At 35.2% G+C, this 14,373-nt stretch carries 10 protein-coding genes; 5 read left to right on the top strand and 5 right to left on the bottom strand.

Annotated elements, in window-relative coordinates; translation table 11 throughout:
• Positions 1-79: 79 nt before the first annotated feature.
• Both HCX49_RS00120 and HCX49_RS00125 read left to right on the top strand, forming a co-directional pair.
• Positions 80-1,960, top strand: a complete 1,881-nt coding sequence (locus HCX49_RS00120) for an Nramp family divalent metal transporter (RefSeq protein WP_132773748.1) — start codon at positions 80-82, stop codon at positions 1,958-1,960.
• 81 nt (positions 1,961-2,041) lie between these two features.
• On the top strand, positions 2,042-7,858 hold the full coding sequence (locus tag HCX49_RS00125) for a DUF4011 domain-containing protein (RefSeq protein ID WP_165905988.1): 5,817 nt from the start codon (positions 2,042-2,044) through the stop codon (positions 7,856-7,858).
• Between the two features lie 96 nt (positions 7,859-7,954).
• Here the strand turns inward: HCX49_RS00125 and HCX49_RS00130 are convergent, their stop codons facing one another.
• Entirely contained in the window at positions 7,955-8,518 is a 564-nt protein-coding gene (locus tag HCX49_RS00130) for a porin family protein (RefSeq protein WP_021191496.1), read from the bottom strand.
• Positions 8,519-8,734: 216 nt separating this feature from the next.
• On the opposite strand from HCX49_RS00130, the gene HCX49_RS00135 reads away from it, so the two are divergent.
• Genes HCX49_RS00135 through HCX49_RS00145 form a run of 3 tightly spaced genes read left to right on the top strand, consistent with a single transcriptional unit; the run spans position 8,735 to position 11,960 of the window.
• Positions 8,735-9,268 (top strand): RNA polymerase sigma-70 factor, encoded by a 534-nt coding sequence (locus HCX49_RS00135; protein ID WP_021191495.1) that lies wholly within the window; start codon positions 8,735-8,737, stop codon positions 9,266-9,268.
• Positions 9,265-10,233 (top strand): FecR family protein, encoded by a 969-nt coding sequence (locus HCX49_RS00140; RefSeq protein WP_132773744.1) that lies wholly within the window; start codon positions 9,265-9,267, stop codon positions 10,231-10,233. The genes HCX49_RS00135 and HCX49_RS00140 overlap by 4 nt, the downstream gene beginning before the upstream one ends.
• A 2-nt stretch (positions 10,234-10,235) precedes the next feature.
• Positions 10,236-11,960, top strand: a complete 1,725-nt coding sequence (locus HCX49_RS00145) for a hypothetical protein (RefSeq protein WP_132773742.1) — start codon at positions 10,236-10,238, stop codon at positions 11,958-11,960.
• A gap of 319 nt (positions 11,961-12,279) precedes the next feature.
• Here the strand turns inward: HCX49_RS00145 and rplI are convergent, their stop codons facing one another.
• The 4 genes from rplI to dapA all read right to left on the bottom strand — a co-directional run bounded on the left by rplI (position 12,280) and on the right by dapA (position 14,347).
• Positions 12,280-12,723: a 50S ribosomal protein L9 gene (rplI, locus tag HCX49_RS00150; protein WP_021191491.1), complete on the bottom strand. Its 444-nt coding sequence runs from the start codon at positions 12,721-12,723 to the stop codon at positions 12,280-12,282.
• 15 nt (positions 12,724-12,738) lie between these two features.
• Entirely contained in the window at positions 12,739-13,002 is a 264-nt protein-coding gene (gene rpsR, locus HCX49_RS00155; RefSeq protein ID WP_021191490.1) for a 30S ribosomal protein S18, read from the bottom strand.
• Positions 13,002-13,370, bottom strand: coding sequence for a 30S ribosomal protein S6 (gene rpsF / locus HCX49_RS00160; RefSeq protein ID WP_021191489.1), 369 nt, complete (start codon positions 13,368-13,370; stop codon positions 13,002-13,004). The genes rpsR and rpsF overlap by 1 nt, the downstream gene beginning before the upstream one ends.
• 98 nt (positions 13,371-13,468) lie before the next feature.
• On the bottom strand, positions 13,469-14,347 hold the full coding sequence (gene dapA / locus HCX49_RS00165) for a 4-hydroxy-tetrahydrodipicolinate synthase (protein ID WP_132773740.1): 879 nt from the start codon (positions 14,345-14,347) through the stop codon (positions 13,469-13,471).
• Between the last annotated feature and the right edge of the window lie 26 nt (positions 14,348-14,373).

Raw genomic sequence — 14,373 nt, forward strand, 5'->3', positions numbered from 1 at the left:
AAAAATGTAGTTTTTCGTTTTAGGATTTATATCTTTATTTCCGCAAGATAGATGGCATATTAACGACATAGCAATCCTAATGAGTAAAGATCCTTACCAGCATGAAAAATCTCTTTCAGATGTGCACGAAAGTGTTGAAATCAGTAAGGGCAAATCAAAAATAAAAAAAATCCTCAGTTTTTTTGGACCGGCCTATTTAATTAGTGTAGGTTATATGGATCCTGGGAATTGGGCTACAGATTTAGCCGGGGGAAGTCAGTTTGGTTATGCCCTATTATGGGTTTTATTGATGAGTAACATCATGGCTTTACTCTTGCAGAGTCTTTGTACCCGTTTAGGAATAGTGAGAAGAAAAGATCTCGCACAGTGCAATCGGGAGACATACCCAAAGCGCATGAATTTTGTGCTTTATATCTTAGCAGAAATAGCAATCGCGGCCTGTGATCTCGCCGAAGTATTGGGAATGGCGATCGGATTAAACTTACTTTTTGGAATAGATATCCTTTGGGGCGTATTAATCAGTTTTGCAGATACATTTTTGATTATGTATCTACAGAAATTAGGAATGCGAAAGATGGAACTTTTCATTATTGGTCTAATTACGATGATTGGTATGTGCTTTATGGTAGAGATGTTTTTAGTTCAGCCTGATTTCGGTGAAGTAATGACCGGCTTTATTCCAAGCTTACCCAATAGCGCTGCACTTTATATTGCAATAGGAATTATCGGAGCTACTGTAATGCCACATAATTTGTATTTACATTCAGCCTTGGTACAAACGCGAAAAATAGACAGAGATGACCATTCCATAAGAAAAGCACTCAAATATAATTTTTTTGATAGTGCAATTGCCTTAAATCTCGCCTTTCTGGTTAATGCCGCTATTCTTATCCTCGCATCAGCCGCTTTTCATAAAAACGGAATGCATGATGTAGCAGATCTGGAAGATGCTTATCACTTATTGGGGAAAACATTAGGAACAGATCTCGCACCTAAATTATTTGCAGTAGCGTTGATATTGGCAGGTCAAAGTTCTACCGTAACAGGAACCCTTGCGGGACAGATTGTAATGGAAGGATATTTGAGATTACGGATCAGTCCCACCCTTAGAAGAATTATTACTAGATTATTAGCTATTATACCAGCAGTATTGGTCATATTAATTGCTGGAGAATCTCAAGTTGGCTCTTTATTAATTTTTAGCCAGGTTATATTAAGTATGCAGTTGGCATTTGCAGTTATTCCATTAATTCATTTTGTAAGTGATAAGGAAAAGATGGGAAATTTCGTTATTAAGCCTTATATGCAAATATTGGCATGGCTTATAGCTATTATCATCGCCGTACTTAATATTAAACTGGTATATGAGGAAATCTCAACATGGATTATTAAATATGATGTACTATGGTTAACTGTTTTATTAATTCTTGGGGCCGCAGGTATGATCGTTTTGTTGATTATGACCTTTATTTATCCTATACTTCATAAAAATAGAGCAATTGTATTGGATGTCCATCCCCCATTTGAAGATTTAAAGTTTGATGAACCCATATCGTTCAATAAAGTTGTACTTGCTTTGGACTACTCAACTTCAGATACAAAAGCAGTACAGTACGCCCTTTCTATAGCTAATACGAATTCTCACTTTATCTTGGTGCATATTGTTGAAAGTGCAGGCGTGAAATATACGGGAGAAAGTACGGATGACTTAGAGTCTAGACAAGATATGGAAAGATTAGAGAAGTATGCACATTTCTTTTCCGATAGAGCCTATCAAGTTAATTTTGAACTGGGTTATAATAATCGGGTTGCTTCTATTGCGAAGATATGTGAACAATATGAGGCTGATCTTTTAATTGTTGGTAGCCATGGACATACGGGAGTTAAGGATTTTGTTTTCGGAGAAACTGTAAATAAATTGAGGCATGCAGTGAAAATACCCGTTTTTATTGCGCAATAATCTGAAATGATAATTATTTAAGATAAAAGATACTAAACTGTTAATGATCTTTTTTATATTAGAGAATAAGATAAAATGCGAATGGATAATATGAAACAGGTTTATATAGAAAGAGATGTGGCAGAATTTCTAAATCTTTCTATGTATCAAAATCAGATTACTTTTTTGAGCAATTTGATGCTCTCTTCTAAGAGCGATCAAATTTTAGAAAAAATCCGAATTGAAATTGATTCTGACGGAGCGTGGATGGAACCTTTTTCTTATGAATTAGCCTATCTACCCGTCGGATTATCTGTTAAGATACCCACGGATAAAATTATTGTCAAGCCAATTTATTTCCTTCAATTAAGCGAGGTCGAACGAAGTACTTTTCAAATTAGAGTTTATCAGGACGAAAATTTATTAACAGAAGAAGTAGTGTCTATAGCGTTGCAACCCTTATCATTTTTTGGAGGTTTTAATACTCTTCCAGAATTATTAGCATCTTATATTACACCTAATCATCCTTACATTTATGCTGTTAAAAGTAAGGCGATTGCCTATCTAGAACAGCAAAATTTACCTGTTAAATTTGAGGGGTACCAGGCTACAGATCCATCGCGGATTCTTGAAATGATGCGGGCGATATACTATGCTTTGCAAGCGCAAGAAATAGTATACAGCGCATTACCGCCTAGTTTTGAAGAGAATGGACAACGGCTGAGGATGGTTGATGTTATTGCAAAAAAACGTTTTGGTAATTGTATTGATATTAGTTTACTCTACGCAGCATGTTTGGAGGCGATTGATTTGAATCCAATAATAATAGTTACTAAAGGACATGCTTTCGTAGGATGTTGGCTTCATCAAGATCGATTTGCGCAGATTATTAACGAAGATAAAACCGCTATTACTAAACGTTTTGCTAAAGGAATAAGTGAAATTGTTGTTGTTGAGTCAACAAGTGTTTGTAAAGGAGCTAGTATTAACTTTAATCAGGCAATTGATCTTGCGGAAGCGAGCCTGATAGAAAGGAATGATTTCTTACTTTCCATCGACATAAAGCGTGCGCGTGCCAGCGGTATCAAACCTCTTCCATTAAAGATAGATGATTCTTGCGATCTCGAGCATGAGTTTATACGAAATCAAGTAGATTTGAAGATGCAAGAAGAAACGATTGAGGTAGGAAAAATTTATGAAGAATTTGAGGGAAATGGTAATAAATCCATCAGTAAGCAGAAAGTCTGGGAAAGAAAGCTGTTAGACCTGTCATTGCGCAACAATCTTCTTAATTTGCGTATGACAAAAAATATGTTACAGATTATGGATGTAAATATTCATGACCTGGAAGACCTGTTAGTTGATGGTAAAAGTTTCTCGATCAGTGCTAGTGCAGATGCTCCCATACTGAAGCAGTACAATATCTTGAATCCTTCATTACATCCTTCATCGGCAGCATATCAATTGGCAAAAGAAGAATTAGCACATAACCGTTTATTATCTTATTATCATGCTGATGATTTAGATACAATTCTGACTCATATATCCCGAAATGCCAAATTATCGATAGAAGAGAACGGCTCCAGTACTTTATTCTTGGCTATAGGACTGTTACAGTGGCGGGATAAAAAAACGCTTGCCCAAGTTCGATCTGCTCCAATTATATTAATTCCGGTTGAGCTGACGCGACGCTCTATCAACAGTAAATTTGTCCTCAGAAGCCGCGAAGAAGAGGCGATGATCAATATTACCTTATTAGAGTTTCTTCGTCAAGAACACGGTTTGGATCTCCGGGATCTCGAAGAGCTTCCTAAAGATGGAAAAGGAATCGATGTTGCACAATTGATCGCACAGATGCGACGAGCAATCATGGGACTTAAGGGATGGGATATTGTAGATCAGGTGATTTTGGGTAATTTCTCTTTTAACAAATTAATTCTTTGGAATGATATTGCGCACCAATCTGAAGAAATTGCAAAAAGTAGCATTGTTCGTAGCCTTATCGATGGCCAGTTGCGATTAGATATTGGAAAAGAGGAAGTTCCATTAGATTTTGATAATATAAACCCATCTGCTTTAGCGTTGCCTATAGCAACAGATGTATCCCAATTAGAAGCAATTTTCACTTCTAATCAGAATCAAAGTTTTGTTTTACATGGTCCTCCTGGGACAGGTAAATCCCAGACGATTACTAACATTATTGCAAATGCACTTTATCAGGGCAAAAAAGTATTGTTTGTTGCTGCGAAGAAAGCCGCATTAGATGTTGTATATAAGCGATTGGCAGCAATAGGTCTATCCAATTTCTGTTTGGAACTACACTCCAATAAAGCAAAAAAATCAGATCTACTGTCACAGCTTGCAGAAACTTTGGAACAGCCGCAGTTGAAGGGTAATTTTAATTTTCAAGATGAGGCCAATCATTTAATAAATGCTAAAAAAGAGTTACAGATTTATATTAGCCAATTGCATAAACAGCAACCTATTGGCTGGAGTTTGTACGATAGTATTACAGCATTAACAACTTTAGAATCTTATCAGTTCGCTAAAATCGATCTCCCTAAAACATTTTTTGATTCTTTGACAAATGAGAAATGGCGAACATGGAAAGATCTGGTAATCGATTTAAATTCTGTTTCAAAGATTATCGCTAATCCTATTCAGAATCCGTTCAAAGGTATTGCTCTTGTGCAATACTCAAGTGCTATCCAACAGGAAGTTGTATCCTCTGCTGTAGAATTAAATCATACTCTGTTGGAGTATGGGCAATTGCTACGTCAGTTCATATCAAATTTTGATATGCCGATTCAGAACTTATCTTGGTCAGATTTATATTTATTCGATCAGCTTATTAAGTCCTTAACGGAACTTCCTGAGACGGATTTATCGCTTTGGAAGATGCTATTAAGCAAATCGCAAGAAGAGCGATTACAGAAATGGATCTCTCATTTTGAAATATATCAGAGCAGACGTCAGGTTTTATTAAATCATGCTCACAAAAGCGTGCTCGATGCTAATTTGACAGCATTAGAATCTTTATGGAATGAGGCAAAACAAACTTGGTTTTTACCAAAATGGTTTAAAAAAAGAAAAGTAAAGAAAGGTTTGTCAGCTTTTAGTACCATACCTTTACATGAAGATGAAACCTTCGATCAGTTTTTTGCTTATGTCAATGCCTTTCAACAAATAAGAGCAGTAGTTGAGTCTAAAGAGTATGAGGCAATCCACCAAGGCTTAGGCAGCTCTTACCTGCAAGAAGATACTAATTTAAAACTTGTGCAGGAGCAAATTGAGACACTGAAAATAATTAATGGACAATTAATAGCATTAAGTAATGTTACCGTAACTGATATTGTACAAAAGTGGATTGAAAAGTCGAAAACAAAAACATCCCAATTGATCCCAAATCAAGAATATACTTTACAAAGTTTAACAAAGGTATGGGGTACACTACTTATTAAGAGTAATGATTTTCAAACTTTAACGCAATTAGATATTCGGTCTTATCCTGTTCAGGTCGATTGGCTGACTGATATCGAAGGTAAAATTTCTGGTATTATTGATCAGATTGATTATTTAAAGAATTGGACAAATTATTCGAAAACAAAAGAAAAAGCCATATCATTAGATTTAAACTGGTTTATTGAATTGTATGAAAAAGATGATCTTAAACAAGAACATCTTTTGGAACATTTTGATTATATCATTCATTACAATCTGGCCAATCAAGTGATCGCTTCGCATGAAGCACTTAATATGTTTAATGTTCGATTATTTGAAGATAAGATCGAAAAGTATAAACAAATTGCAAATTCTTTCACTGAATTGACTAGAAAGGAATTATTGTTACGACTTAATGAACGGTTGCCAAATAATACTATTGAAGCTCTTCAAGGATCTGAAATAGCAATTTTACAGCGTGCTATTAAAAATCGGGGACGTGGTGTAAGCATTCGAAAGCTATTCGATCAAATTCCAGCATTACTGCCTCGTTTAGCTCCGTGTATGCTTATGAGTCCAATTTCAGTGGCTCAATATTTTGAGGTAAATCCGGACCAGTTTGATTTATTAATTTTCGATGAAGCTTCTCAATTACCCACTTGTGAAGCTGTCAGTTCTTTAGCTCGATCTAAACACGCGGTTATAGTAGGTGACCCAAAACAGATGCCTCCAACATCATTCTTCATGACGAATAAAGTAGATGAGGAAAATATGGAAATTGAGGACCTTGAAAGTATTTTAGATGACTGTCTTTCTTTATCATTTCCTTCAAAATATTTGTTACGTCATTATCGAAGTAAACACGAAAGTCTTATTGCTTTTAGTAATGCACATTATTACGACAATAAATTATTAACATTTCCATCAGCAGATGATCTAAATAGTCGTGTCACGTACCAGCATGTATCAGGTCATTATGACAAGGGTAAAACCCGACAGAATAAATTCGAAGCACAGGCCATCGTTGAAGATGTCGCAAGACGGTTTCAGAATGAAAAAACTCGAAAACAGAGTGTCGGTATTGTCACCTTTAGTCAAGTGCAACAGAATCTTATAGAAGATAAGCTAAACGAGTTGTATCGACTTGATTCGGAGCTGGAAGCATGGGCTACGGAAAGTGATGAACCTATTTTTATTAAAAACCTAGAAAATGTTCAAGGTGATGAACGAGATGTGATTTTGTTTTCAATTGGATATGGACCAGATGAAAATGGTCAAGTGAGTATGAATTTTGGACCGTTGAATAGGGAAGGTGGTTGGAGAAGGCTGAATGTTGCGGTAACTCGGGCTCGAGAGGAAATGAAAGTTTTTGCAACACTTCGATCTGATCAGATAAACTTAAATCGTACAGCTTCAGAAGGAGTCGCGGGTTTGAAAAATTTTCTGACTTTTGCCGAAAAAGGACACCTTGTACTAGATGCTAGCCAAATAACCACGACAGATAATCATGCTAATTTAACCCAAAATATCGCAAATAGATTACGTGCCGAAGGATTAATCGTCAATGTCAATATAGGAACATCTGACTATAGAGTTGATTTAGGTATTGTTCATCCCGAACATCCGAAACGCTATATTTTATCGATTTTATTAGATGGACTTAATTATTTTCAAGCGGAAACTACCAACGACCGCGAACTGGTATTACCAAAAATGTTGGAAAGTTTAGGTTGGAATATTTTTAGAATCTGGACATTGGATTGGATTGAGAATGCTGACCTTATAGTTGAATCTATTTTGGAAAAAGTTAATGCATTGCTATTAAAAACAGAAGAGCATGACCATATTGTAGCTAACGTCACAGAAAGTATTCATCAGAATGGATATCATATTGAAGAAATTGATTATTCTCCTATAATTTCTAAACAGATCCCTTATGAGAGCACTCATTTGCCAAAAGCATTTGCTATCGGAGCAGAGGGCTTAGAAGATCTTGGGAATAGGGCATTGATCCATAGACAGATGGAGTTGCTTATTCATCATGAATCACCCATAAGTAAGTCTTTTTTATATAAGCGTATTATGGAACATTGGGAAGCCAAACCTAGTGTTAAAATCGAGCGAATTCTATCTGAAATAATAGTAGATGTTCCTTCGCAAGTAACCAAACACCGTCAACCATTTTATTGGAAGGAACAAAGTGTGGTTGATATCAACTATTATCGGTCAAATGCTGGAATAGGAAGAAATTCAGAAGATATAGCCCCAGAGGAAATTATAGTAGCATTGCAAGAAGCCGTCGAACAGAATTTAAGTATCGTTGAAGATGATTTAGTCCGATACTTGGCTCGTCAATTTGATTTTCAGAAAATGGGTAAGCAAATTGAATTTTCGATGCGTTATGCGATTGGCATAGCTGTCGAAAAACAACTTGTAACACAGGAAGAAGGCCGTATAAAGATGATCGATAATAAATAGTTTTTTTAAATCATTGTTAAATTGTAATGATCAGTTTTACAAAAAAAACGAGCGTTATTCTTTAGGATAACGCTCGTGATTTGAAAATTATTTTAATTAAAATTTGTAGCCTACCATGATGCCTACCGTTTTGTTTTTAGCATCAAGAGTTTTATCAATACTGCTAAATCCATGACTGTAATAGGCATCTAATGTCAATTTGCTAATATCAAGACCTAATCCAATTCGACCATCAAAAGAAAACTTTTTATAATCAGTAGTTGCTGTTGATTTAACGGTTTTAATGTCATAATTCAATTGTGGTCCCAACATAGCACGTAAATTAAAATCGCCATCATTGATCAACTTATATCCTATCTGAAGCGGTAAATTTATCTGATAGAATTTTGGTGTTTTCTCATTTTTGTCAAAAGTATATTCTTTACGTAACAAGCTCACTCCTAAACCCGGTTGAAAGAATAATTCATTTCCAATACGGGCAAACCCAGCGACAGAAACACCCACTTTCCCATTATTATCTTTGACGGATTTGTTACCAAAAGATGTCATGTTATAATTGCTTCCAACTTGAAGTCCATAAGTAACTTCTTGTGCTTTTGCTGCGGTGGACAATCCTAATAATGTCAATCCCATAAGGGCAGTTTTTAATGTTGTTTTCATTTTTCTAAACGTATTTGTATGTGTATTGATTAATTATTCGTCTTTCCTTTATGACAACATAACATCACGATACCCTTGAAAAAAAATAAAATATTATCGTTTTATATATTTTAAATTTGAATCAATAAAAAGAAATGAAATTAGTGTAAGGGTATAGGCCAGTTCAGTTGTCATAAATAAAAGTAGATTGTTTCATGAATCCGGAAAATTCAATCAATGTCAGAAAATAAAGAAAAGAAATTTGAGCAACTGTTTCGTTTGTACTATAAGGAATTGCACCGTTCTGCATTTCGTTATTTGAGAGATAGTGAGAGTGCTGAAGAGATCGTACAGCAAGTATTCTTGCGTCTATGGGAGAAAAATTGGGAGGAAGAAGTACATACATCTTTAAAAGCTTACTTATATCGTGCTATCTATAATGAAAGTATGAATTTCTTAAAAAAAGAGCAGAGAAAGATGAAATATCAATCTTATCAGCAAAGTAGGCAAGAAGTTGTTCCTGCTGTCGATCAAAGTGCAAAAGATCTTGATCAAAAACTACAAGTAGCACTAGCTAAGCTACCTGAAAAGAGTCGTACTGTTTTTGAGCTGAGCCGTTTTCAAGAGATGAAATATAAAGATATTGCTCAGACATTGGATCTTTCCATTAAAACTGTTGAAGGACATATGACCAAAGCGTTGCGACACTTACGTCTTGAGCTGATGGATTATTTAACTGTAATTATTTTTTATATCATTTATATATTATGAATAAGGAATTGCTAGAAAAATACATCATTGGAGAAACCAATGAAGAAGAAAATATTAGAATCAAAAACTGGTTGGAACAAGATATTAGGAATAGAACTGAATATTTAAAAATAAAAGATATGTGGGACCGTTTACCTAAACCACTTGAAGCACCAGAGGTAGATGTCGATCGAGCTTGGGAAAATTTTAAATTCGCTAAAGAAAATAGAGTTGCTGGAGTAATAGAAGTTGCTGAGAATAAAACAGTAACGATAAAATGGAACTGGTGGGCAGCGGCTGGAGTGCTGGTCATCTGTTCATTAGGGTTTTATTTATTTAATAATAGTTATAAGCAAGAAAAAAATCTTTTTAGTGCTACCGCTGTCCTCTCAGATTCACTGCCAGATGGTTCTCGAGTTACACTCAATAAGAACTCAGAAATTGTTTATTCCCGAACATGGATGAGTAAACAGAGAAACGTAAAATTAGAGAAAGGAGAGGTGTTTTTTGATGTGTTTAAAGACAAAGAACATCCTTTTGTGATTAAATCAGGTAAGAGCCAGATTACTGTTTTGGGCACGAGTTTTAATGTGCGTCGTTATGAAGGAGCTACCGAAGTAATTGTAGCAACAGGTTTGGTCAAAGTTTCATACAGCAATAAGGAGGTTTACTTGCATCCTAAAGAAATGATTACGATCCAAGATAATGATACCACTAAAGTATCAGTCAAAAAGATGCCAGACTTGTTTTATACATACTATGTAGATCGTGAGTTTGTCTTTGAAAATACCAAGTTAGAGCGTGTCGTAGAACTATTAATTAAGGCGTATGATCAAAAAATTGTTATTGATCTCGAAGCAGATAAAAAGCTTTTGTTAACGGCAACATTTCAACAAAATAGTCTAAATCAAATTTTACAGGTCATATCGGACACATTTAAATGTAAGGTTATTATTAAAGATTCAATTATTCATATAACTAGATAATCATGTTTTTGGTAAAATTTATCAATCATATCACTAAGATTCCACTTTTAAAAAAGTTTAGTTACCTATTCATATTTTTAGTTTTGTTTAGCTTTTCAAAAGCGGATGCACAGCAACAGTTAGCGACCCAGATTCAAATACCTGCTTATTCGAATATGACAGTAGGTCAAATTTTTCAGGTGCTGAATGAAAAGCATGGTACTTTGTTTTCTTTTAATAGCAATATACTGCAGACGGATAGTGTGATTCAAGTATCGGCATATAAGGGATCACTATATGGTTTTTTGGATCATACGTTAGGAAAGGAATATAGTTTTAAGGAAATTGGCAAGCATATTATTATACAATATACGCCACAACGTATGGCAGTAGACGTTGAAGTGCAGTCGCAGGATAAAAATAAAGTTGTTATCACGGGCTATATCAAAAATATTCGAACCAACAAACCTATTTCTGACGCTAGTATTTTTGATCGCGATGCACTACTTTCTACTTTAACCGATAAAAATGGTTATTTCGAACTTGATGTTAAGAAAAAAATTAGTTTGATTGCTGTTAATGTAAGTAAAGCAATGTTTCGTGATACAAGTGTTTTAGTGATTTTTCCCATCGATACAGAAGTTGGCAATAAAAAAAGAAAGTATGGTTACTTTACCGGATATGAGCAAGACAATGGTTTTTATCGATCTTTTTTTGGACGAGTATTTTTATCACCGGCGCAAAGTATTCAAAATATGAACCTTGGCGGACTTTTCCTATATAGTCCATATCAGATATCGATGACTCCGGGATTAAGTTCACATGGTTTTATCCGCTCACAGATTGTTAATAAATTTTCAATAAATATCCTAGGAGGTTCTACTGCGGGGGTAAAAGGTTTAGAAATTGGTGGAGTTTTTAATCTCAATCAATATGACATGGAAGGAGTACAGTTAGTAGGAGGGTTCAATGTCGTGGGAGGCGATGTAAATGGTGTGCAGGTAGCAGGAATATCGAATCAAGTATTTGGTGATGTCAAAGGGGTGCAGTTAACGGGAGGACTAAATAAGGCCGATACGGTGAAAGGAGTTCAAATTTCTGGAATTGGCAATATGATGAAAGAAGGGACAGGAGCGACACAACTAGCAGGTGGATTTAATCAAAGTAAAGGTACTGTCAGCAATCAAGTTGCAGGTATAGCCAACATTGGCAATAAAGTAAAAGGTATTCAGCTTGCTGGGTTAGTTAATATTGCAGATAGCAGCGACTATGCAATTGGCTTATTAAATTTAATTAAAAATGGTGAGAAGAGTATTTCTGTTGCTATTGATCAAGATGCATATTTAGGTGTGCAATTCCGATCTGGTGGTCGTGTTCTTTACAGCATTTTAGGAGCGCATGTATCATTGAAAGATGATAACACTGCCCGTTATGCTTTTGAAGCAGGTTTAGGAGCGATTTTTTTACACGGCAGCAGATTTATGCTACGAGCTGAGATATCCAGCCGAAATCAGTTTACAGATAAGTTTAAATTATTATCCAATAACCATTCTAGTTTTAGATTGATTCCGGAGCTACGTCTAAATAAAAAACTATCCGTATTTGTAGCCCCTAGCTTTAATTACGTGAGTAAAGAAGATGATGCAGTTACACAGGTTGGGAAAACCTTATGGAAGGTTTGGGGACGAGATAAAAACAGAAATTCATTGTTTGGTGGTGGAGCAGTAGGTCTTATGTTAAAATTGTAATCCCGATATTATGAATTTTATAGCTGAGCTTTGTGCATGAACTCATTTTATTGAAATCCTTTTATATAGATTTCATCATAAGGATGAATGAAAAAAGAGCGGTATTATAAAATAACATAGCAATTTCATATTGAACTGAAATACGGAAAACTCATCTAGGGAATATTCATAATATAAAAGAAGGTAATCATATTATTTATGATTACCCTCTTTTATTCCACTAGATAGACAGACTGCTTCAATATAAGCGCGATATACGTCATAAAAAAAGGAGATAATCGAAATTATCTCCTTTTCTATATGTTAAACTGAATAAGAATTACTCAGCAATTACTTCGAAAGGAACTTGAACTTTCACTTCTTTGTGTAAGTTTAAGTTTGCTAAGTATTCACCAATTTCTTTAGGTTCTACTTCGAAAGTAATACGACGACGGTCAACATCAAAACCTTTAGCTTTCAAAGCATCAGCAATTTGAATGCTGTTTACTTTACCGAAGATTTTACCAGTTTCACCAGCTTTAGCACCGATTGATAACTTAATAGTTTCCAACTTAGTAGCTAATTCAGTAGCGTCTTTCTTAATTTTATCTTGTTTGAACTGAGCTTGTTTAATGTTTTCAGCTAAAACTTTCTTTGCTGATACAGTCGCTTGAATAGCAAATCCTTGAGGGATTAAATAATTACGACCGTAACCTGGCTTTACATTTACGATATCATTTTGCTCACCTAAGCCTTTGATATCTTGTTTTAAAATAACTTCCATGTTCTCTAGTCCTCCTTATTTTAATGAATCAGCTAAGTAAGGTAACAAGCCGATGTGACGAGCACGTTTAACCGCTTGAGCTACTTTACGTTGGAATTTCAATGACGTACCAGTTAAACGACGAGGTAAAATTTTACCTTGATCATTCACAAATTTCATCAAGAAGTTAGCATCTTTATAATCGATGTATTTGATACCATTCTTTTTGAAACGGCAATACTTTTTACGATTGTCCTCTACTTTAGGGGCAGTTACGTATTGGATATTTTCGTTAGCCATTAGTTTGATCCCTCCTCAGTTTTAGTTTCCGCTTTTTTGTTGAATGCACCGCTACGTTTTTTCTCGCTATAAGCTTTAGCATGTTTGTCTAAAGCAATAGTTAAGAAACGCATTACACGCTCATCACGTTTGTATTCAACCTCTAATTTATTGATTAATTCTCCTGGAGCCTTGAATTCAGTTAAGTGATAAAACCCAGTTGTTTTTTTCTGGATTGGATACGCTAATTTTTTCAAACCCCAATTGTCTTCAGCGACAATTTCGGCTCCGCCTTCTGCTAAGATGTTTTTGAATTTTGCGATTACTTCTTTCGCAGCATCTTCAGAAAGCAACGGGGTAAGAACGATTACAGATTCGTACTGTTGCATTTTGTTAAATAATTATGTTTATTAATTTTTCTCCGTACTTACGGAAGTGCAAAGATAATTAATAGATTTTAAATATACAATGATTATAGTATGGTATTTTATTTTAGTTTTTGCATTTCTGCTTTAATAGCAGTCTGAATGTTTGCTGATACCGGTATTAAAGGTAGGCGTACATAATCTTGACCGATACCCTTTTCTTGTAGGATATATTTAACCCCACAAGGATTTCCTTCAACAAAACAAAGATCTGTTATTTCAAGCAACGCATTGTGGATTGTTCTAGCTTCAGTAAAACTACCTGCAGTACATAATGCAGCTAATTTTGAAACTTGAGCTGGATATGCATTTCCAACAACAGAAATGATTCCCACTGCACCTAAAGCCATCATAGGTAAGGTTGCAGGATCATCACCCGAAATCAGTAAGAAATCAGCTGGTTTATCTCTTAAGATCTCGTTAAACTGAGCAAAGTTGCCAGAAGCTTCTTTTGTTGCAACGATATTCTTAAAATCTTTTGCTAAGCGTATTGTCGTGGCAGGAGTCATGTTGCTTCCTGTACGTCCTGGTACATTATATAAAATAATAGGTAAGGGAGAAGCCTCAGCTATTGCTTTATAGTGCTGATATATTCCTTCCTGTACTGGTTTATTATAATAAGGAGATACGGATAGTATAGCACAGAATCCTGTAGGATCAAAATTTTTGATCTGCTCTACAATCTCTGCCGTATTATTTCCTCCGATACCCGCAATCAATGGTACGCGAGCATTCACCTGTTTGACAGTGAAATCCCAGATACGCTTTCGTTCGTCTTTCGTTAATGTTGCTACTTCACCAGTAGTACCTAAAGAGACTAAATAATTCATACCTGAGTCAATTTGATAGTCAATTAGCTGTGCTAAAGAATCAAAATCAACTGTTCCATCTGCGTTGAAAGGTGTAACTAATGCTACACCAGCTCCATGAAGCTCGTTCATTGTGTTGTTTGTAAAGATTAATATTT

Origin of the sequence: Sphingobacterium sp. B16(2022) (assembly GCF_012030425.1) — a bacterium.
Classification (GTDB): Bacteria; Bacteroidota; Bacteroidia; order Sphingobacteriales; family Sphingobacteriaceae; genus Sphingobacterium; species Sphingobacterium anhuiense.

What these genes read in the sequence shown, in the direction of transcription:
- rpsR (WP_021191490.1), bottom strand. Translation starts at nt 13,002, where the DNA reads ATGGCTAACGAAAATATCCAATACGTAACTGCCCCTAAAGTAGAGGAC.
- HCX49_RS00130 (WP_021191496.1), bottom strand. Translation starts at nt 8,518, where the DNA reads ATGAAAACAACATTAAAAACTGCCCTTATGGGATTGACATTATTAGGA.
- rplI (WP_021191491.1), bottom strand. Translation starts at nt 12,723, where the DNA reads ATGGAAGTTATTTTAAAACAAGATATCAAAGGCTTAGGTGAGCAAAAT.
- HCX49_RS00145 (WP_132773742.1), top strand. Translation starts at nt 10,236, where the DNA reads ATGTTTTTGGTAAAATTTATCAATCATATCACTAAGATTCCACTTTTA.
- HCX49_RS00125 (WP_165905988.1), top strand. Translation starts at nt 2,042, where the DNA reads ATGGATAATATGAAACAGGTTTATATAGAAAGAGATGTGGCAGAATTT.
- HCX49_RS00140 (WP_132773744.1), top strand. Translation starts at nt 9,265, where the DNA reads ATGAATAAGGAATTGCTAGAAAAATACATCATTGGAGAAACCAATGAA.
- HCX49_RS00135 (WP_021191495.1), top strand. Translation starts at nt 8,735, where the DNA reads ATGTCAGAAAATAAAGAAAAGAAATTTGAGCAACTGTTTCGTTTGTAC.
- rpsF (WP_021191489.1), bottom strand. Translation starts at nt 13,370, where the DNA reads ATGCAACAGTACGAATCTGTAATCGTTCTTACCCCGTTGCTTTCTGAA.
- HCX49_RS00120 (WP_132773748.1), top strand. Translation starts at nt 80, where the DNA reads ATGAGTAAAGATCCTTACCAGCATGAAAAATCTCTTTCAGATGTGCAC.
- dapA (WP_132773740.1), bottom strand. Translation starts at nt 14,347, where the DNA reads ATGAACGAGCTTCATGGAGCTGGTGTAGCATTAGTTACACCTTTCAAC.